The sequence below is a fragment of the Acetobacteraceae bacterium genome (genome assembly GCA_039613835.1).
In the GTDB taxonomy this organism is placed as follows: domain Bacteria; phylum Pseudomonadota; class Alphaproteobacteria; order Acetobacterales; family Acetobacteraceae; genus Sorlinia.
In genome coordinates this window covers 1,223,797-1,243,435 of sequence record CP154827.1, presented here as the reverse complement: position 1 = coordinate 1,243,435, position 19,639 = coordinate 1,223,797, and the positions used below count along the sequence as shown (strand labels likewise).

Genomic DNA, 19,639 nt, shown 5'->3' with positions numbered 1-19,639 from the left:
CAGTGCACTCATCAAGTGCCGTTTCCATATTTAAGCCGCGCAAAGTAAAGCAAAGTCGCGCGGTGATCATACATTGTCAGACCATTCAAGTTTCTGTCATTGTGCCATCATGAATGATATAAAAAAGTTTCTTTCGGGGCCTCACGGGAAGGCGTGTGATGACGGACGATCCTCTTCGTAACGCGGCAGAAATCATCGAGAAATCGATTGAGAAGGATGCGATTCCCTCTGTGAAAAGCTTCTTTGATGAGGCGACCTTCACGGCGAGCCACGTTGTTTATGACCCGGCTTCCGGCCGCACGGGGGGCGAGCGCCCGGAAGATAATGGAATTCATCCAAGCTGAGAGCCTCAACGTGGTCTGGCAGCTTGAGACCCATGCCCATGCCGACCATCTTTCAGCCGCCCCATGGTTGCAGGAGAAACTAGGCGGCAAGCTTGCGATCGGGGCGCATATCATCGATGCGCAGAATGTCTTCGGGAAAATCTTCAATGCGGGCACAGATTTCGCCCGCGATGGCTCCCAATTTGACCATTTATTCGCGGATGGTGAAAAATTCCGCGTCGGGAAGCTAGAGGCGGTGGCGCTTCATGTGCCGGGCCATACGCCAGCGGATATGGCCTACGTGATCGGTAATGTCGCTTTTATCGGAGACACGTTGTTCATGCCCGATTTCGGCACGGCACGTGCCGATTTCCCCGGTGGCGATGCGAGGCAGCTTTTTCGCTCAATCCGGCGCCTTCTTTCCCTCCCGCGTGAGACGCGGCTTTATTTATGCCATGATTATAAAGCGCCAGGACGGGACGTATATTGTTTCGCCACGACGGTCGGGGCGGAGCGGGACGGGAACATCCATGTGCTTGATGGTGTTTCAGAAGCGGCATTTATCAAAATGCGCCAGGAGCGGGACACGCATCTCGTCATGCCCAACCTTCTCATGCCGTCCGTGCAGGTCAATATGCGCGGTGGCCATCTTCCAGAAGCGGAGGATGATGGGGTAAGTTACATCAAGATTCCGGTCAATCGCCTCTGAGGCGGTGTTATCTGGCCAGGAAGCAGGAGAATAATATGAGCGTGAAACCACTATCCTCCGACTTTACCGCCGCGGGACAGGTCACAGTGGATGATATGCCTCGACTCGTCAAAGAGGGCTATACTGCCATCCTCTGCCTGCGACCGGATGATGAAGAGCCGGAACAGCCGAAAGCAGCTGAGATAGCCGCGGCTGCCGAAGCGGCTGGTTTGCAGTTCGGTCTCCTGCCCATGCGGTCGAGTGAGCGTCCGGATGAAGAAATGTTGCGGCGGCTGCAAAACATCATCAACGACCTTAAAGGCGACGACGCGAAGGCCCGCATCTACGCTTATTGTCGCTCCGGCGGGCGGGTGCGCATTGCGTATGACCTGTTACGTGCGCTTCCTGGTCGCAAGCATGTTGCGGCCCATAAATTTGATGTTGTCATTGTGGGGGGCGGTTCCGGCGGGATCGCCACCGCGGCGAGCCTGATCAAAAGACGACCGGATTTGACGATTGCGGTGATTGAACCGGCAGCCGCGCATTATTACCAGCCAGCCTGGACACTCGTCGGTGGCGGGGCTTTCAGCAAGCACGCCACAAGGCGCACGGAAGCCTCCGTTATGCCGAAAGATGTGAATTGGGTGCATCATGCGGTCGCGGCATTCCGTCCTGAAAATGACACGATCCTGCTCGAGGATGAGACGGAAATCTCCTATAAGGCGCTGGTGGTTGCCACAGGCGTCACTCTGAACTTTGACGCGATCCCGGGGCTTGAGGAGACGTTGGGCAAAAACGGCGTGACCTCGAATTACCGTTATGACCTCGCGCCCTATACGTGGGAGCTGGTGCAGGGGCTTGAAACGGGTAAGGCGATTTTCACCCAGCCGCCCGCGCCGTTCAAATGCGCTGGGGCACCCCAGAAAGCTGTTTATCTTTCCTGCGATGCCTGGGCGAAGCGCCACGTCAATGACGCGATCTCGGTCGAGTTTGACGTGGCGGGCCCGGCTTTGTTCGGCGTGAAAGATTTCGTTCCCGTGCTTATGTCCTATATTCAGCGATATAAGGTTGATTTGCAGCTGAATTCAAAGCTCGTGCATGTTGATGGCAATGCGAAGACAGCGACATTTGAGCGTCAGGCGGGCGGCAAGACGGAAATCGTCACGCGGCAATTTGACATGCTGCATGTTGTGCCACCCCAATCGGCCCCAAAAATCGTGCGGGAGAGCGCGCTTGCCAATGCGGAGGGTTATCTCGCGGTTGATCCGCAGACATTGCAGCACATTACCTTCAAAAATGTTTTCGGTGTGGGGGATGTAATCGGGACATCCAACGCCAAAACAGCGGCCGCCGCGCGGAAACAGGCCCCGATCATCGCGGAGAACCTATTGGCGATGATGGACTCCCGCGACCTGCCTTATGCTTATGATGGATATGGCGGCTGCCCGCTTACCGTCGAAAACGGTAAGGTTGTGCTTGCGGAGTTCGGTTATGGTGGCAAATTAATGCCAAGCTTCCCGAAATGGATCATCAATGGTTTCAAGCCGTCCCGCGCCGCCTGGACCCTGAAAAAATTTGGCCTGCCCTTTATTTACTGGAATGCGATGCTCAAAGGGCGGGAAATCATGCTTGGGCTGAAACGCCGTTAGGCGACCCGTCGCTTCCCAAGCGCGATCTTTACAACAATGTCAGCCAATCTGCGCCGTCGGAAATGAATGTCCGACGGTCACTTATCGAGTCTGCGTCGTCTGATGATAAGCCGGTGGCGACTGGTTCTGACTACCGGAGAAGAAATTCAGCGCATTCATCGGGTTGATGTTAAGGGCATAGGCTGCGGCGACGACAATGATGATACCGACAATGCCGATCCTGCATTTGGTATTTGACAATGTCGTCAACATTCTTGGCTCACTATGATTGTTGTATTCTGTATTATTGTTGCCCTTCTTGAAGAAATTACCAAACACACTTGAGTCGTGGTTTTGGGTGGGCGCGTCGGGATTTTCCGTTTTCGGCGGCGTGTCCTGATTGGGAAGCTGATCCGTTATGTAAAAACTCCTCGTTAACGATGTTCTCCGACAACGCGACGGGCTTGACCCGTTTCAAACTGCTGGATTTTCGGCCCTCTCCCACACTGATCACCAGGGCATTTACCGGATTTAAGCCTTAATGATTGAACGCCATTTGACGGTGACGCCCAGTTGTGAGAAGTCGGGAGATCAGGCGCGCATCATGAATCGCGTCGCATCGCTCAGGGCCAAGCTTTTTCCGGGGAAGAGAAGGTCGAAGAAATGAGTCGTTTCCAACGTCGTGGCTTCCTCTCAATAGCAGGTTTGGCGGGTTTGGGCGGTGTCGCACAGGCCATGCCCGTAGGCGCACCACATTCCGGTAAGGAAAATGGACGTAAATCGGCCAGCACCGCGCCCGGCCCGTCCAAAACACATGCGCCACCCTCGCAGCAAAACCTGCATGGTGCCGCCATCCCCGATTTTGTCGCGTCTCTCAATCGCGCTGAGATGCATAAGGTCGATGGCGGATGGGCGCGAGAGCTCAATGACGCGCAATTTCACGCCCTCAAAGACCTCGCTGTTGTCAATATGGGGCTTGAGGTCGGGTGTATGCGCGAGATGTTCTGGCGACAGCAGGCAGAGTGGGGCTACGTCGTCTCAGGCAAATGCCGCATTATGTCGCTGGATGAGCAGGGACGCTCCTCCGTCGATGATGTCGGGGCGGGCGATATATGGTCGGTTCCTGCCGGGACGCCGCACAGTATCATCGGACTCGCCCCGACCGGTGCGGAAACCCTGATGTTTCTAGATGACGCGGACGGCTCGGAATTTCATACAAATTCGATTTCGGCCTGGATGGCCGCGACACCGCCCGAATTGCTCGAGAAAAACTTCAACATGCCGCAACAGGTTTTTGCCGCGTCAAAAAAAGAACCGCGCTGGATCAGCCGCCTCTCCAACCCCAGTGATCTCGATACGGCACGAAAAAATGCGCGGATCAGGCCGGGTGCCGAGAAAATCGTCTATCTCTTCTCCCGCTCCAATTTTTATGCGCGCACGGCGGGCGGTTATATGCAGGTCGTTGATCCGGCAAGCTTCCCCGCCAGTCGTCCATTCTCAGCGGCGAGCGATGTGATTCACGTCAATGGCATGCGTGAGATGCACTGGCATCCCCATGCGGCGGAATTCGGCATTGTGCTTTCCGGCACGGCGGAACTGACGGTCATGTGCACGGACGGGCATCAGAAGACGGCGCGTCTTGATAAAAACGATGTCTGGAATATTCCGCGGGGGCAGGGACATTGCATCGTCAATCGCGGTGCGCAGGACTTGCATGTCCTGACCGTTTATAAGGCCGATCGATATGCCGGATACGGCCTGTCTGATTGGTTGACGCATGTGCCAGTGGAAGTCACGGCGGAGACGCTCGGCCTTCCCGTTGATGTGATTGACCATTTCCCCATGGCGCGAAGGGGCTTCATGCCGCGTTGAGGCGTGATGGGGTGATCCGGCCTGGCGCCAACACCCGAACGCTGGAGGATCTTTGCGCTTATGACAGGGCGCGGCTCAAATCTCGCCGCGCCGTCACATGTCAGATGTGCTGCCAAAGATTAACAAAATATGAAAAACTTTATCGTACGCGGTTATTTTTGACTTATGAACCATGATCTATAAACAGAAAATAAATTTTTAAGATGTCTTTGCGTCATCGGGGTAGCTTATCCCCATGACGCCAGCCTCGAAGGGCATCCTCGTTATATTTTACGACAAGAAGGCTATTTGATATGTCCTCTGCTTTTCCCGTCAAAACGCGTTTCAAGGCGCGTTATGAGAATTTTATCGGCGGAAAATGGTCCCGCCGGTCAATGGCGCTTACATGACCAATCGGCCTCCGTCGATGGCCGCGTCTTTTGTGAGGTGCCGCATTCATCCGATGCGGATGTTGAATTGGCTCTCGATGCGGCCCATGCGGCGCGCGAGTCATGGGGCCGGACGTCCACCACGGACCGCTCCCGCATTCTGTTGAAAATCGCCGATAAAATGGAGGCGAATCTCGACCTCATCGCGCAGGCGGAGACGTGGGATAACGGCAAGCCCATCCGTGAAACGACCAATGCCGACATCCCGCTGGTGATTGACCATTTTCGTTATTTTGCTGGCTGCATCCGCGCGCAGGAAGGCGGCATCAGTGAGATCGATGCGACGACTTACGCCTATCATTTTCATGAGCCTCTCGGCGTGGTCGGGCAGATCATCCCCTGGAATTTCCCGATTCTCATGGCCGCCTGGAAAATCGAGCCCGCGCTCGCCGCGGGGAACACGATTGTCCTGAAACCGGCAGAAACGACGCCCGCCAGCCTCCTCGTGGTGATGGATCTCATCGCGGATATCCTGCCCCCCGGCACGCTGAATATCGTGAACGGTCTGGGCAAGGAAGTCGGTTCGGCTCTGGCTGGCAATAAGCGCATTGCGAAAATTGCCTTTACAGGGTCAACGGCGGTTGGCCAGCGCATCGCGCATCAGGCGGCGGAAAACATCATTCCCGCAACGCTGGAGCTTGGTGGTAAATCGCCCAATATCTCCTTTGCCGATATTATGGACAAGGATGACGCTTATTTTGATAAGGCCCTTGAAGGCTTTACAATGTTCGCGCTCAATCAGGGGCAGATCTGCTCCTGCCCCAGCTGTGCCCTCGTGCAGGAATCCATCTTCGATGCCTTTATGGAACGGGCGATCGCGCGCGTCAAAGTCATCAAGCAGGGCAATCCGTTTGATCACGCGACAATGATGGGTGCCCAGAATTCCACCATGCAGCAGGAGAAAATTCTCTCCTACATCAAGATCGGTCGTGAGGAAGGCGCTGAACTTCTGACGGGTGGCGACGCCGCCGAATTAGGCGACGGGCTGGATGATGGTTTTTACATTCAGCCAACGGTCTTTAAAGGCCATAATAAAATGCGGATCTTCCAGGAGGAGATTTTCGGCCCCGTCCTCGCCGTGACGACCTTCAAAACGGAGGAGGAAGCACTCGCCATTGCCAATGACACGGAATATGGTCTCGGCGTGGCGTGTGGAGCCGTAACGCGAATACATGCTTCCGCATGGGGCGTGGCATTCAGTCCGGTCGCGTCTGAGTCAATTGCTATTACGCCTATCCCGCGCATTCAGCCTTTGGTGGATATAAGAAATCGGGCATCGGACGTGAGACGCATAAGATGATCCTCGACCACTATCAGCAAACGAAAAACATGCTGGTCAGCTACAGTGAGGATAAAGTCGGTTTCTTCTGAGAAACAGCCTGAAGGGCGGGGGTGACCTTGTCTGACCTTAAAAAAGGGCGCCCGATAAATGGCACCCTTTTTTAAGGCTTGGTCTCGTTCAGGCGAGGCGCGTTCGATATCGTTGAGAGCAGACCCAAATGCTGCTGGCCGCCGAACGCGCGTCGAGGATCGCACATCCCGTCAGGATATGACGACATTCGGCGCCAGCAATTTTTTCGGGTCAATGAGGCGGTCATATTGAGCTTCCGTCAATTTCCCGGAAGCGAGCGCCGCCTCTTTTAAAGTGCGGTCCCGCGCCATCGCATCATGGGCGATTTTTGAGGCAGCGTCATATCCGATCTCCGGCGCCAAAGCAGTGACAAGCATCACTGATTCATCAACATAACGCTGGATGCGCGCGGCATTCAGTTCCGTCCCCTCAATCAGGAAGCGGCGGAAGTTTTCGCAGCCATCATGGATGAGTGTGATGCTCTGCAGAGTGTTATAAATCATCAGCGGCTTATAGACATTCATCTGCAACAGCCCGGACGCCCCGCCCATCCCGACCGCGACATCATTGCTCATCACCTGTAAGGCCAGCATCGCCAGTGCTTCTGCCTGAGTCGGGTTCACCTTGCCCGGCATGATGGATGATCCCGGCTCATTCTCCGGTAAATGAAGTTCGGCCAGCCCGGCGCGCGGTCCGCATGAGAGGAGGCGTATGTCATTGGCGATTTTGAACAGCACCCCGCCGAGCCCCCGGAATGTGCCGGAGAGATGAACAAGCGCATCATGCGCGGCCTGAAGGGCAAATTTGTCATGCCCGCTAGTAAAAGCGTGGCCTGTCAATGTCGCGATCCGGGCGCAGGCATGGGAGGCGAAAGCCCCATCCGTATTAATGCCCGTGCCGAGCGCCGTGCCGCCCAGGGCAAGGGGGTAGAGCCCCTTTACCGCATCTGACACACGTGCGGCCGCCTCCCGTAATTGCGTCGCGAAAGCTGACCACTCCTGCCCGACACTTAAAGGGACGGCATCCTGCATATGGGTGCGGCCGATTTTGACAATGTCGGCCCAGTGATCCGCCTTGCGCTGGATTGCCGCCGCAAGCGCCTGCACGGCGGGCGACACCTTGCGCGCCGTCCCCAGCACAGTGGCGATGTGCATGGCTGTCGGGAAAGTATCGTTAGAGGATTGCGACATATTGACGTGGTCATTGGGGTGCACCGGCATTTTGCTGCCAAGCGCTGTCCCGGCAATCTGGCAGGCGCGGTTGGAAATCACCTCATTGACATTCATATTGAATTGCGTGCCAGAGCCCGTCATCCACACGTGAAGCGGAAACATCTCCGCATGTTGCCCGGCGAGGAGCTCATCACAAACCTGCGTGATCAGGTCATGCTGCGTCTTCCCGAGACGTTGGCTGGCGGCATTGGCCTCGGCGCTCGCCTTTTTGATCATGGCGAACGCCTCGATCATTTCGACCGGCATTCTCTCCCAACCGATGCTAAAATAATGGAGTGAGCGCTGCGTCTGCGCACCCCATAATTTATCGGCGGGGACATCAATATCACCGAGCCCATCCCGTTCGGTCCGAAAATCCGTCATTATACGCGTGCCTTACTGTAGCTTTTATATTGAGGTGACCAGATATGCTGGTCGATCATGCCGTCAAGTGTGTCATCGGAAAAACCCGCGCACACGCCATCTGCGCGGGCCTGAAGCGCAGTCGCGATGGCGATATCTCGCGCGACATCTCTCAATTGCGTGACAGGTGGCAGCAAGTTACCGTCCGGGTCCTGATGTAACGGCGAGAGCGCGGCCAGCTTTTTAGCGGCGGCCATAAACATCGCCTCCGTCACCCGCATGGCGCGGCATGCGATGATGCCCAATCCCATACCGGGGAAGATATAGGAGTTATTTGTCTGATCAACCCGCCGTGTCGTGCCCTTGTATGGCAAAGGCGGGAAGGGGCTGCCCGTGCTGACAAGTGCCTTGCCATCCGTCCAGCGCATGATGTCTTCCGGCGTTGCTTCCGCGTGGGAAGTGGGGTTCGAGAGGGGGAAGATAATCGGCCGTTCCGTCTTACGCGTCATATTGCGGATGATCTCCTCCGAGAAGACACCCGCGACGCCGGACACGCCAATCAGGATGGCGGCGTCGATCGTATCGATCAATGTCGCGAGATCACCTTTCGCGCTCGACCAGTCATCGCGCGCAAAAAGCTTCTGACCCTCATCGAGCATTTCCACTCTTTGCGCTGTCAGTAATCCGTCTTTATCGAGCATATAAAAGCGTTGACGGGCTTCCTCATGCGGTGTGTCTTCATCCTCTATCGCCGCCAGAAGCAGACGCGCAATGCCGACACCTGCGGAACCTGCGCCGAGCATGACGATCGTCTGATCGGAGAGTCTTTTACCGGAAGCCTGATTGGCGGCGAGGATGGCACCCGCGGCAACGGAAGCCGTGCCCTGAATATCATCATTAAAGGTGCAAAGCTGATCCCGGTAACGCGCGAGGAGGCGTGCGGCATTAACCCCGGCAAAATCCTCCCATTGCAGCAGGACATGCGGCCATCTTTTCATGACGCATTCAACAAACTGCTCAATAAACGCATCATATTCCGCGCCACGAACTCGCTTATGACGACTGCCAATGTAAGATGGGTCCGCCAGCCGCGCCTCATTATCCGTGCCGGTATCGAGAAGGATCGGGAGAGTATGTTGCGGGGCAATGCCAGCGCAGGCAGTATAGAGCGATAATTTGCCGATCGGGATGCCCATCCCTCCTGCGCCCTGATCACCTAAACCGAGTATGCGTTCCCCGTCACTGACGACAATCACCCGGACGTCATCAAGCGCGGGGTGTGCCAGGCGGGCTTCCATATTCTCCCGGTCCTCATATGAGAGGAACAGGCCGCGCGGACGTTGCCAGATGGTGGAGAATTTCTGGCAGGCTTCTCCGACAGTCGGGGTGTAAATCAAGGGAAGCATTGTTTCGAGGTCAGACGCGATCAGGGCGTAGAACAAGGTTTCGTTACTATCCTGAATGCTGCGCAGATAAATATGCCGGGCGAAAGGCGACTCCATATCATCAAGCAGCATCCGGGCCGTTTTTAACTGTTCTTCCAGCGTTCTGACGGCAGGAGGTAAAAGCGCGTGCAGGCCAAACGCGTCGCGCTCCGCCTTGCTGAAAGCCAGGCCCTTATTGAGAACGGGATTCTCCAGGAGGCTTTTTGTGGAAAGGTGGAAAGAGAGGTTTTCTGTCATGACGTTTTATTCTCCGAGGCACAATTTACTTATTTTCCCGCCCGGCCGCCCAGCAGCACAAACATAAATTGATGATGACAGCCATAAAGGCGGGGTTAACGCCGTAAAGATTGAATCCACCAAATCGCAGGACGCACCCTGAGGCGAGCCCGCCCACCATGCCGCGTATCAGGTCAGCCGATGAGACGCGCCAATTGAAGGTGATCGCCAGCACGCCAGACAGGATCTGCGCCAGTCCGAGATAAAACATCGTGTTCAGTGAGATCAGCAGATTTCTGGCAGTGAGTGCGCCGATGAGGGAAAGCGTCAGATAGGCGGCGATCGTCACCAGCCCGATGCGGATCTGCTGCCGGGCTGTCTTTTCCAGCACGACGCTGCGTGCCACGACGCCGCCAAGTGTGATGCTGCAACTGGCGAGGATGACGAAGGCGGCGAGACATGTCCCGGCAAGAACAAATCCCATCATCCATGCGGGTAAAAGCGCCTGCGCTGTCGCGAGGAAGATATCATCGGGACGCGCCGCGGCAATATGGTGGTTATGGCCATATACCGCCACAAACCCGAGAAGCGGGAAGAGCAGCATATAAAGGGGCATCCATATCTGGCCCCGTCGCACGGTCTCGACATGACGGGCTGAGAAAATCGCGGCCAGGGTCGGGGGGGAGATACAAAAAGCGCTTGCCTGCACGGCAATGGTGGTCAGGATGAAGAGATCTCCGCTGACACTGGGCGTGAAGGCATGAAAAACTTCTGGCGGTTCGGTGACCCCTTGATGTGACGGGGAAAGCCATCCGGCCCCGGCCATCAACGCCGCGCCCGCCACCATCACGATTGCGGAGATGACCAGCACGTCCTTCAGGATTGCCGCCCGCGCCGTCCCACCCATGCCCTGACCGGCCGCGATGAGAAAGGTCAGCAGCCCGGACAAGACGAGGGCCGCCATCACGCCGCGTGGGGCGCCAGGACCGGCCAGAAGATTGAACGCGGATTGCAGGCCGATAAATTGCGATGTCCCAAGCGGGATGAAACACAGGAAAAGCAGGGCGGCCAGGAGGAGGTCAAAGCGTCGGTCATTGAAACGGTATCGGAAGAGATCCATCAAAGTCGCGGCTTCACATTCCTGACCGATCTGCCATAAGCGGGGATAGAGCATGGTCGCGATGGGGAAAGCGAGCATAATGTAACCGCAAAACCAGAGCGCCGCGAAGCCGCCATCCGCGTAGATGGACCCGGGAAATCCCAGAAGCGTACCAATACTGTAAGTGTCGCCGATGGCGAGCACAGCATACAGGACCAGGCCGAACTGTCCGGCCGCGGCGAAAAAACGCGGCGCATTCTGCCCGGAACGTCCTCCCGACAAAGCGAGAAGTAACGCGATAAGCCCGAGGGACGCGGCAACCTCAATTGTGATCAGCATGTCAGATAGCGTTCCGCCGCCAAGAGATAAAGGCTGGTCAGCGGGATGCTCGCAAAAAGCCAGAGAAAGACGCTGTTAACGCCAAATAAGCTGAACTGAAGGTGCTCCAGAATCAGAAGCGGGATCAGCAAGCTGATAAAAGGCGCTGTGAGGAAGAAAGCTCGTAAGCGCCGCGCCTGCGATGAGATGACGAGTTGAGACGACTTGCCCTCAGAATTCACAGGCGATGCGTCCTCCCCAGCTGGCGGGCGTTCCGGCAAGCGCGACATTGTCTCCGGCCACAAAAAAGTTACGGTCAACATCATATTGCTTATTGAAAATATTGTCGCCGAAAAACGCAAAAACCCAATGGGAATGGGGTGGGCGCACGCTGAGGGACGCGCCGAAGATTTTATAGCCGTTCACGTTATACAGGGGACCGAAAAGGGACCGGTAAGTGCTGTGAAGCGCGTAATTCATGGAGGGGGTGACCTGCCAGTCCGCCATCTGGATCTGATAGGCGATGCTGCCTGTCAGGGTCAGTTTCGGTGCGGGTAGATGGGTGCCGCTTTTATCCTGATAAGTCGCGACAAAAACACCATTTTGCCGTTGGGCGGAAAACAGCGCGGTGAAATCGTCAAACCGCCCGACAGCCCAGCCGCCCCCCTGCGTGATCAGCATATGTTGCCAGGGTGACTAGCGCAGGTTGAATTCGCCGCCCGACATATGGGCGCGCGGCGCGTTGACGATGGCGTCCAGCAGCCCGACAGTGGGGTCAAGGATCGCGGATTGCACCTGCTCATCATGCAGATCATCATAAAACGCACTCAGCTCCGCCGTTAAATGCTAGGCGGGAAGCGTCGCGCGCGCCGGTTTCGAAGGCCCATAATTGCTCCGGCCGGAAAGGGGAGGTGGAGAGGGCAACATTTGTGGAATTATAGGAGGTGAAGTCACCGGATTTCATCCCGCGTCTGGCAGAAGTGTAGAATTGCAGGTGGGATGTCGGGTGGTAATCCAGCCCGATCGCACCGGTTGGCAATGTGTATGTCAGGCTTCGGGATGAAAGCATATTGCTCGGATTGGTGATCACGCCGCCCAGCGTATAAGTATAGGCACGGTAATCATGCAAGGCACGGTTTTCATGATCGACGCGCACCGCCGCATTGAGGGAGAGGGTTGGGGTCAGGTCATAACGCAACTTGCCCAAACCGGCGATGGTCATCCCTGTCTGACGATAAGTGACGGATCGGTTAAAGCCATAGCTTGCGGCAAATCCGGTGAGATACTGGTCGGAGAGCGTCTGATGGTTGAACCAGAGCCCTGTTTCCCAGTGAAAGCGAGATAATGATGTGGAGATCAGACGCAAACTCTGCACCAATGTGTTGGCGTGCGTCTTGAAGGCGATATTTGCTACGAGTTCAATCGCCGCGCCGAAATTATCATATTCCCGCCGGTTTCTCGCATCGAAACCCGTCACAGCTTCCAGTTTCGTCCCAGCGAATTTCTCCTCCAATGTGAAAACGCCACCGTCTGATGAGACGTGATGGAAAGGTTTCTGGCCCAGCTGCAAACCTGCCATGCGGGCGAAGCTGGGTGATGTGCCCCACCATGTCTGCCGACGATCATGATCAGCCGGGAGGACAGGCTCCCCGCTTCTTATTTTTCATCGTCGTCAACGGCGTGAAACGGTGGAGACCCATCCCATCTGAGCGGTCATATAATCCGTGAACATCCAAAGAGAGGGTCAAGGCGTCATGGACCTGAATGCGGTTGATCAGCCGTGCGACAGACTGATTGCTATTGCCGAAATCCGCGCCGGATGGTCCGATCTGCCATGCGCCGCCCTGTCGTGACTCAAAGCTGATGCGGCTCAGCCAGCGTGGCGCAACCTGCCCGGACGCGTGTCCATCCACAACCATCGACCCGAACCGACCATACTGAAAGCGCGCGCCGTAAGCGAGCACGGCTTCCGGCCGGTAAGTGCGATAATCGATCAGACCGGTAGAGACGCTTCGCCCCCCTTCATAACCTTGCGGCCCGCGATGGATGGTCACGGTCGCGATATCCGCCATCAGGCCCCCGGTCAGGAAGGGAAAGGTCTGCGCAACACCATTGATGGATATGCCGACGGCGGCGGCATTATTTGAGGCATAATCGTTAAAGCCGAGACCGCGTATCGTGTAACCAGGCTGCCCGGAGGCGAATTGTGGCGTCACCTGCAAAGAGGGGGTGAGATATTGCAGCCCGAATATCGTCTGCACATTGCGCGCAGTAAGGGTCTCTCCCTTGACGATATCTTCACTCTGCGCGGCGTGCGTTGTGACGCTCTGGCCGTGGATGGTGAGATGTTCGGCCGTCTTCTCCGAAGGGGTGGCGGCCTCAGGCGCGGGTGGTAGTTTTTCACGATCGCTGACAGCCCCCATCGCGCAGGAGACGGAAAGATATGAGAAACCGATATAGCGCACATGAGTGACAAGGCGCGACTTTAACAGCTTCGAGACATGTCGACAGGTCAGGCGGCTGATCAAAAAGGGCCTCGCATGAAATGAGGGGTCGCTGATATAGCGGGCTTAAAACTGACGACGGGGGCGCAAAGGTTAAAATGCAAATTTCGCGGCTGTCAATTATCGTGACTTTTATGCTGCAATACCATTGTGAGATGGTAGTGATATCTGGTCAAGCTGCCTAAGCGTCTGTTAAAAGCAGGAAGAAAATTCTGGTTGTTTCCGTCTGAACAACACGGCCGATGAAGACGACATTTTTCGTATCACCGCTCTTAACTCACTCCCGGACGGTGATGCATGGCGCTTATAAAGACGCCCTTCCCAACCGGCCTGACGACGTTGATACGATGAATTTGGGGAACATTTATGTGGCGGAAGCGTCACATTTCATAGGTGAAGTTATGTCCTGAACACCGTCAGATCATTATACGGGACAATTCATCAGTTACCACCTTTCCGACATGATATTAAAGGCGTTAACGTGACCGAGCGACATCATCTTAAAAAAAAGAAAAAGCCTGTCGATGCCGGGCAGGACGCGCCGGGGACGGATGTCGGCAGTCCGCTGCGTATGCCCTTCAAGGGCTGGCTGCTTGTCCTGAAACAAACTTTTCTCAATTTGATCTCAACACAGTCATCCCTTTCAGCTTCAGGATGTGCGTTCTTCGCGACTTTATCGTTCTTCCCGGCCATGACGACGCTGCTCTCTCTTTATGGTCTTGTCTTTGACATCAACTCAGTTGAGCCGCAACTTCAGGTGCTGCGCAATCTTCTGCCGCCCGCCGCCTTTGACCTGATTTCCGACCAGATCCATCTGCTGATCTGCCGCCCCCATGTATCGCTGACCCTCGGGCTGATTCTGTCCCTTGCTTTCGCTTTATGGACAACGTCCTCCAGCACCAAATCCGTGCTCGCCGCGTTGAATATCGCCCATAATGTAGATGAGACGCGAGGCTTTCTACATTATCAGTTCGTGTCGCTCGGCATGACGTTACTGGCCGTGCTCGGCGCGGCGCTGACTTTGGCCCTGATGGTCGCGCTGCCTGCTTTCGTCGATTATCTCCCTCAAATTCTCGATCATTTCGGGATCTGGAATTTAACGCCTAAACTCCGGGGCTGGGCGCTTTATCTGATGAGTTACGGCATCAAGAACATCGTGCATTTCGGCGCACCGGCATTAATGTTGTTATTTATCTTTGTCGCTGTGTCGTTTTTGTTCCGTTACGCACCCTGCCGGGAAGCACCAGACTGGCGTTGGGTTCTGCCAGGGTCCCTTGTGGCCACGATGCTCTGGGTGCTGACATCACTTGGTTTCTCCTATTATGTCGCGCATTTTGCAAGTTACGGGGCGACATATGGGTCACTCGGCGCGGTCGCGGCGGTTATGATGTGGTTCTTCGTGAGCACCTATGTCGTGCTTTTTGGCGCGCAACTGAATATCGGGTTGCAGGATTGCGATAAAGGGTGTGAGCCGGCTGTCCCCGGTGGGCCGCGTGAGGATGAGGTCCAGACCGCGAAAAACGCCGCCAAGGCGTGAGACTGTATCATTAAAACCCGCTTAAAAAGCGGCGGACCCGCGGGTTAGAGCATAATCACTCAGGTGCCTGCGCAACCTCGATTGGCGTGTCATCCTGGTCCCCTGACGGTGTCAGCAGGGCGATGCGCACATGGGCGAGGCCGCGATGCACAATGCCCAGGCGATTCGCGGCGCCGTGTGACAGGTCAATGACGCGATTATGGCTGTAAGGGCCACGATCATTAATCGTCACAATCACGGATCGATGGGTCTGCGTGTCCACGACCAGAACCTTAGACCCTAGAGGCAAGCGATGATGGGCGGCCGTCTGGCTTTAGGGTTAAAATGTGTGCCGCTGCTTGTGCGGCGTTTGGCAAAGGCCTCACCATACCAGCTTGCGACGCCTCCGCGCACCCACCGGCTAATGAGGTAACGTTTCAGGTCGGCGGCTGTGACACTCCCGACGGGGAAGCGTGTTGTTTTAGAGGAGGCCGAGACCGATTTCCGGTTCGATGTCGGTTTTGGCTTCAGCATCTGGGTGTGTGAGTCAGCGGTCATCGGTGATGTGCCAAGCACAGCACCGAGAAGCACGTAAAGCCCGGCGGCTTTCTGGCGAGATGACGGGACGGCCCGTCTGGATTTCACCTTTCTGCCGCGTGTCGTTTTAGGGCGCAAAAATTTTTACCCTCCATGTCTCATCCTCTCCGACGCTGTCGGTCGATCTGGCGCTGCGTGCCGCATCGATGCGGGCGCTGGTCGCGCTATGTTGCTGACCTTCCTCCGCCTGGCGGTTGACATCTGCGCGCGTAATTCCGCCTAACGGTATATCGTTGCGAAACCTCAATTGTTTCACAAAAAAGCAGGAATGGGGCAAATAGAGGAAGCACCGTCAAAAGGGATATTTCCCAAACTGCCGGAAAGTGCTAAATGCGGCCTTTATGACCCGCCTCAAGATTGCCGTTTTTAACGGTCCCAACCTCAACTTACTCGGCATTCGGCAACCGGAAGTTTACGGTTGTGCGACGCTGGACGATGCTGAACTCCTCTGCCACAGAACGGCGGAAGTTCTCAGTGCAGAGCACCACGTTGTTGAGATTGACTTCCGTCAGACAAATATTGAGGGTGAACTTATGTCCTGGATACAGGAATGCCGGGGCCGGGTGGACGGCATTATCCTGAACCCGGCTGCTTATGGGCACACCTCAATCGCATTGCTGGATGCGCTGCTGGCGGTTGAGCTGCCAACGGTGGAGGTGCACATCTCCAATATCCATCAGCGCGAGGCGTTCAGACATCAACCCTACACCGCACAGGTGGCGATTGGCGTCATATGCGGATTTGGTGTGCGCGGGTATCAAATGGCGATCCGCGCTTTATATGATATGTTCCAGGATGAGGACGAATAATGAGCCGTATGCAAGTGGACGGAGATGCCATACGCGCATTGGCCGATCTTCTCGATGAAACGGGCCTGAGCGAGATTGAAATCGCGGAGAAGGAGCACCGCATCCGTGTCGCGCGCGCGGCGGCGGCGTTGGCGCAGGCCGTGCCAGCGCCAGTGGCCGCCGTGAGTGGCGGCGCCTCTGTGGCGACAGCGGACCATCCCGGCGCGGTGAAGAGCCCGATGGTGGGCGTTGTGTATCTGGTATCGGACCCTTCCGCGCCGCCTTATATGCAGGTGGGACAGTCCGTCACGGAGGGGCAGACAATTCTGCTAATCGAAGCGATGAAGACGTTCAATCAGGTCAAGGCGCCGCGCGCCGGCAAGGTGACGCGCATCCTGGTTTCTAATGGTGACCCCGTTGAATTCGGTGAACCTCTGGCCATCATCGAATAAGGCGTTCCGCGCTCATGTTCTCAAAAATTCTCATCGCTAATCGTGGCGAGATTGCCCTTCGCATCCAGCGTGCCTGCCGCGAGATAGGAATCAAAACCGTCGCTGTTCATTCAACGGCCGATGCGGATGCCATGCATGTGCGCCTTGCGGACGAGGCTGTTTGCATCGGTCCCCCAGCCGCGCGGGATTCCTACCTCAATGTTGCCGCGATCCTTTCAGCGGCGACGATTACGGGCGCGGAGGCCATCCATCCCGGTTATGGCTTCCTGTCTGAAAATGCTGAATTTGCCGAGACGGTGGAAGAGCACGGCATCGCCTTTATCGGCCCGACAGCGCAGCATATCCGGACGATGGGTGACAAGATTTCGGCCAAGACGACCATGGCCGCGCTCGGTGTTCCGCTTGTGCCTGGCTCGGATGGTGGTCTGCCGGATAGCGCGACGGCGCGGGAAGTGGCCTCCCGCGTTGGCTACCCGGTGCTGATCAAAGCTGCGGCGGGTGGCGGTGGTCGCGGCATGAAAGTTGCCGAAAGTGAGGACGCGCTGGAGGAAGCCTGGAACGTTGCCCGGACCGAGGCACGGGCGACTTTCGGCAATGATGAGGTTTATCTTGAGAAATATCTCGATAAGCCGCGCCATATTGAGTTGCAGATCCACGCGGACACGCATGGCCACGTTGTGCATTTCGGGGAGCGGGATTGTTCCCTCCAGCGTCACCATCAGAAACTTTTGGAGGAGGCCGGTTCTCCGGCCCTGACAGCTGCGGAACGCGACACGATCGGCCGGACGGTGACGGACGCCCTCAAGAAAATGGGCTATCGTGGCGTCGGCACCCTCGAATTCCTCTATCAGGACAGGCAATTCTATTTCATCGAGATGAATACTCGCCTCCAGGTTGAGCATCCAGTGACGGAACTGGTCTGTGATGTGGATCTCGTGCGCGAGCAGATCCGCATCGCGGCGGGGGAAAAGCTGGGTTATAAACAATCTGACATCACATTCCGGGGTCATGCGATCGAGTGCCGCATCAATGCGGAAGACCCGGAGACTTTCACGCCGGATCCCGGTCTTATCAAAGTGTTTCACCCGCCGGGAGGGCTGGGTGTCAGGACCGACAGCGCCCTTTATTCCGGTTACCGCGTGCCGCCTTATTATGACAGTATGATCGCGAAACTGATCGTCCATGCGCCAGATCGGGATGCCGCCATTGCACGTATGCAGCGTGCTCTGGATGAATGCGTCGTGGAAGGCGTCAAAACCGTCATCCCCCTGCATCGTAAAATTCTGGCGGACCCGGAATTCCGCAAAGGCGATTACACGATCCACTGGCTTGAAAATTTCGTTGCCCATCGGGAGGGCTAGGTTCCGTTTGACGGACCTGCTGGCAGGGACACGGTAAAGCGGGGCTTTACACCGTGACTTAATCCTGTGAAGCGGCGCGCAAAGCCGCGCCGGTGGCGAAAGCGCAGGCCGGGAGCGCCACCAGCAGAAAAGCGCCAAGCACATCAAGTTCCGGCCCGGATGGAAGGTGATATTGCGCCCGGTAAACGGCGCTTGCACCAAAAATCAGAACGGGTGAGGCCAGCGGCAGAATAATCAGCGGCAATAAGACCCCGCCCCGCCTTGCACCCAGCGCAATCGCGGCGGCCATCCCGCCTATGAGCGATAAGAGGGGCGTGCCGATGGCAAGGCCCACCAGCAGGGCGGGCAGGTCTGCCGGGGACATGCCCAGCATCAACCCCATCGGCCCTGAAGCAAGCAGCGGCGGCAGGCCGGTTGTCAGCCAATGGGAGAAGATTTTCCCAAGCCCGATATAGGGGGCGGGGAGCCCGGTCAGGATCAATGAGTCGAGGGATCCATCCTCAAGATCAGCACTGAAGAGGCGCTCAAGCGGCAACATGGCGGCGAGAAGGGCGCAGACCCAGATGATGCCGGGGGCGACGCGCCGCAGCAAATCGGGCGATGGCCTCAGCGCAAGCGGGAAAAGACTGCTGCACAGGATAAAAAACAGGAGCGCCGCAAATGAGTCCGTGCCGTGGCGCCAGGCCAGGCGGACATCGCGGCTGAGGATGGCGATGAAGGTTTTCGTCACGATTTTAATCCGTCACCCAGGAAGCGGGCCTTTCCGGCAAAGTGAGGATATGGGTGAAGGGGGTGGGCAATTCCGCATGGGTGGTGATAATGGCAATCCCCCCTTCCCGGAGATGGTCCCGCGTGATTTCCCCCAGGCGCAGCAGAGCCGTCGCGTCCAGCCCGAGATGAGGTTCGTCCAATAACCAGATCGGCGCATGTTTCATCACCAGGGCCGCGAGGGCGACGCGTCTCCTCTGGCCAGCGGATAATTGCCGCACCGGTACATCCGCACATTGCGGAAGGTTAAGGCGCGTCAGGGCCTCCGTCACATCGAAGCGCGCATGATGGCGGTGGATGGCGAGATTTTCCCGCGGTGAGAGATCAAGCTTCAGCCCGTCACGGTGGCCGAGATAAGCGACCCGAAGGGCATGCGCATGGAAATCATGGGTGATATCCTCGCTTTGCCACGTCACCCGCCCCCCATCCGGTCGCCTGAGACCGCTGACGACGCGAAGCAGGGTCGATTTACCGGCGCCGTTAGGGCCGGAGACGCGCAGCGCGTGGGCGGGCCCGGCAGAAAAACCGACACGGAGAAGCACCGGTAGCCCGTCCCGTGTAACGGTTATTTGTTCGGCACATAACATGTGCCATAGATAACCCAAATCCTGCGCAATACCCTAAAACTTTTACATTGCCATCTTATCAAGGCGGCGGGGACCAAATAGAGGATGTTAATTGGACCGTCGCTGCCCCTGTTTAAGCGCGTCC

At 56.6% G+C, this 19,639-nt stretch carries 18 protein-coding genes and 2 pseudogenes; 8 read left to right on the top strand and 12 right to left on the bottom strand.

Going from position 1 to position 19,639, the window contains the following annotated elements; all coding sequences use genetic code 11:
* Positions 1-158: 158 nt before the first annotated feature.
* Positions 159-1,032: pseudogene (locus AAYR33_06800) on the top strand (MBL fold metallo-hydrolase).
* 35 nt (positions 1,033-1,067) lie between these two features.
* The gene (locus AAYR33_06795) at positions 1,068-2,660 is read left to right on the top strand and encodes a sulfur transferase domain-containing protein (protein ID XAO70764.1); all 1,593 of its coding nucleotides are present in this window, start codon (positions 1,068-1,070) and stop codon (positions 2,658-2,660) included.
* Positions 2,661-2,741: 81 nt separating this feature from the next.
* Here AAYR33_06795 and AAYR33_06790 read toward each other — a convergent pair whose 3' ends face one another.
* A complete protein-coding gene (locus tag AAYR33_06790; GenBank protein XAO70763.1) occupies positions 2,742-2,912 on the bottom strand; it encodes a hypothetical protein in 171 nt (56 codons plus the stop codon).
* Positions 2,913-3,302: 390 nt separating this feature from the next.
* On the opposite strand from AAYR33_06790, the gene AAYR33_06785 reads away from it, so the two are divergent.
* Positions 3,303-4,511, top strand: a complete 1,209-nt coding sequence (locus AAYR33_06785; GenBank protein ID XAO70762.1) for a cupin domain-containing protein — start codon at positions 3,303-3,305, stop codon at positions 4,509-4,511.
* A gap of 293 nt (positions 4,512-4,804) precedes the next feature.
* Positions 4,805-6,310, top strand: a pseudogene (locus AAYR33_06780) (aldehyde dehydrogenase family protein).
* A 171-nt stretch (positions 6,311-6,481) separates the two neighbouring features.
* Here AAYR33_06780 and AAYR33_06775 read toward each other — a convergent pair.
* The 7 genes from AAYR33_06775 to AAYR33_06745 form a co-directional block, all read right to left on the bottom strand.
* Positions 6,482-7,885 carry a class II fumarate hydratase gene (locus AAYR33_06775; GenBank protein XAO70761.1) on the bottom strand — a complete coding sequence of 468 codons (1,404 nt, stop codon included), beginning with the start codon at positions 7,883-7,885 and terminating at the stop codon, positions 6,482-6,484.
* Complete coding sequence (locus AAYR33_06770; protein ID XAO70760.1) at positions 7,885-9,546, bottom strand: NAD-dependent malic enzyme; 1,662 nt, start codon at positions 9,544-9,546, stop codon at positions 7,885-7,887. The genes AAYR33_06775 and AAYR33_06770 overlap by 1 nt, the downstream gene beginning before the upstream one ends.
* 25 nt (positions 9,547-9,571) lie before the next feature.
* Complete coding sequence (locus AAYR33_06765) at positions 9,572-10,963, bottom strand: hypothetical protein (GenBank protein XAO70759.1); 1,392 nt, start codon at positions 10,961-10,963, stop codon at positions 9,572-9,574.
* Complete coding sequence (locus tag AAYR33_06760; GenBank protein ID XAO70758.1) at positions 10,957-11,184, bottom strand: hypothetical protein; 228 nt, start codon at positions 11,182-11,184, stop codon at positions 10,957-10,959. Before AAYR33_06760 ends, AAYR33_06765 begins: the two co-directional genes overlap by 7 nt.
* On the bottom strand, positions 11,174-11,623 hold the full coding sequence (locus tag AAYR33_06755; GenBank protein XAO70757.1) for a hypothetical protein: 450 nt from the start codon (positions 11,621-11,623) through the stop codon (positions 11,174-11,176). The genes AAYR33_06760 and AAYR33_06755 overlap by 11 nt, the downstream gene beginning before the upstream one ends.
* A gap of 133 nt (positions 11,624-11,756) precedes the next feature.
* Positions 11,757-12,521: a TonB-dependent receptor gene (locus AAYR33_06750; GenBank protein ID XAO70756.1), complete on the bottom strand. Its 765-nt coding sequence runs from the start codon at positions 12,519-12,521 to the stop codon at positions 11,757-11,759.
* Positions 12,522-12,570: 49 nt separating this feature from the next.
* A complete protein-coding gene (locus tag AAYR33_06745) occupies positions 12,571-13,470 on the bottom strand; it encodes a TonB-dependent receptor plug domain-containing protein (GenBank protein ID XAO70755.1) in 900 nt (299 codons plus the stop codon).
* Positions 13,471-13,927: 457 nt separating this feature from the next.
* On the opposite strand from AAYR33_06745, the gene AAYR33_06740 reads away from it, so the two are divergent.
* On the top strand, positions 13,928-14,983 hold the full coding sequence (locus AAYR33_06740) for a YihY/virulence factor BrkB family protein (protein XAO70754.1): 1,056 nt from the start codon (positions 13,928-13,930) through the stop codon (positions 14,981-14,983).
* 55 nt (positions 14,984-15,038) lie between these two features.
* Here AAYR33_06740 and AAYR33_06735 read toward each other — a convergent pair whose 3' ends face one another.
* Together AAYR33_06735 and AAYR33_06730 are read right to left on the bottom strand one after the other, a co-directional pair.
* Positions 15,039-15,245, bottom strand: a complete 207-nt coding sequence (locus AAYR33_06735; GenBank protein XAO70753.1) for a septal ring lytic transglycosylase RlpA family protein — start codon at positions 15,243-15,245, stop codon at positions 15,039-15,041.
* A gap of 17 nt (positions 15,246-15,262) precedes the next feature.
* A complete protein-coding gene (locus AAYR33_06730) occupies positions 15,263-15,637 on the bottom strand; it encodes a hypothetical protein (GenBank protein ID XAO70752.1) in 375 nt (124 codons plus the stop codon).
* Between the two features lie 263 nt (positions 15,638-15,900).
* On the opposite strand from AAYR33_06730, the gene aroQ reads away from it, so the two are divergent.
* Genes aroQ through accC form a run of 3 tightly spaced genes read left to right on the top strand, consistent with a single transcriptional unit; the run spans position 15,901 to position 18,160 of the window.
* Positions 15,901-16,368, top strand: a complete 468-nt coding sequence (gene aroQ, locus AAYR33_06725; protein ID XAO70751.1) for a type II 3-dehydroquinate dehydratase — start codon at positions 15,901-15,903, stop codon at positions 16,366-16,368.
* Complete coding sequence (locus tag AAYR33_06720; GenBank protein ID XAO70750.1) at positions 16,368-16,799, top strand: acetyl-CoA carboxylase biotin carboxyl carrier protein subunit; 432 nt, start codon at positions 16,368-16,370, stop codon at positions 16,797-16,799. Before aroQ ends, AAYR33_06720 begins: the two co-directional genes overlap by 1 nt.
* Before the next feature lie 14 nt (positions 16,800-16,813).
* Positions 16,814-18,160, top strand: a complete 1,347-nt coding sequence (gene accC, locus AAYR33_06715) for an acetyl-CoA carboxylase biotin carboxylase subunit (GenBank protein ID XAO70749.1) — start codon at positions 16,814-16,816, stop codon at positions 18,158-18,160.
* 58 nt (positions 18,161-18,218) lie between these two features.
* On the opposite strand, the gene ccmB is transcribed toward accC, so the two are convergent.
* A complete protein-coding gene (gene ccmB / locus AAYR33_06710) occupies positions 18,219-18,890 on the bottom strand; it encodes a heme exporter protein CcmB (GenBank protein XAO70748.1) in 672 nt (223 codons plus the stop codon).
* 4 nt (positions 18,891-18,894) lie between these two features.
* Complete coding sequence (ccmA, locus tag AAYR33_06705) at positions 18,895-19,515, bottom strand: heme ABC exporter ATP-binding protein CcmA (protein ID XAO70747.1); 621 nt, start codon at positions 19,513-19,515, stop codon at positions 18,895-18,897.
* Positions 19,516-19,639 lie beyond the last annotated feature (124 nt).

Coding starts and splice junctions, on each gene's coding strand:
- AAYR33_06795 (XAO70764.1), top strand. CDS start 1,068: ATGAGCGTGAAACCACTATCCTCCGACTTTACCGCCGCGGGACAGGTC.
- AAYR33_06790 (XAO70763.1), bottom strand. CDS start 2,912: ATGTTGACGACATTGTCAAATACCAAATGCAGGATCGGCATTGTCGGT.
- AAYR33_06785 (XAO70762.1), top strand. CDS start 3,303: ATGAGTCGTTTCCAACGTCGTGGCTTCCTCTCAATAGCAGGTTTGGCG.
- AAYR33_06775 (XAO70761.1), bottom strand. CDS start 7,885: ATGACGGATTTTCGGACCGAACGGGATGGGCTCGGTGATATTGATGTC.
- AAYR33_06770 (XAO70760.1), bottom strand. CDS start 9,546: ATGACAGAAAACCTCTCTTTCCACCTTTCCACAAAAAGCCTCCTGGAG.
- AAYR33_06765 (XAO70759.1), bottom strand. CDS start 10,963: ATGCTGATCACAATTGAGGTTGCCGCGTCCCTCGGGCTTATCGCGTTA.
- AAYR33_06755 (XAO70757.1), bottom strand. CDS start 11,623: ATGCTGATCACGCAGGGGGGCGGCTGGGCTGTCGGGCGGTTTGACGAT.
- AAYR33_06750 (XAO70756.1), bottom strand. CDS start 12,521: ATGGCAGGTTTGCAGCTGGGCCAGAAACCTTTCCATCACGTCTCATCA.
- aroQ (XAO70751.1), top strand. CDS start 15,901: ATGACCCGCCTCAAGATTGCCGTTTTTAACGGTCCCAACCTCAACTTA.
- AAYR33_06720 (XAO70750.1), top strand. CDS start 16,368: ATGAGCCGTATGCAAGTGGACGGAGATGCCATACGCGCATTGGCCGAT.
- accC (XAO70749.1), top strand. CDS start 16,814: ATGTTCTCAAAAATTCTCATCGCTAATCGTGGCGAGATTGCCCTTCGC.
- ccmA (XAO70747.1), bottom strand. CDS start 19,515: ATGTTATGTGCCGAACAAATAACCGTTACACGGGACGGGCTACCGGTG.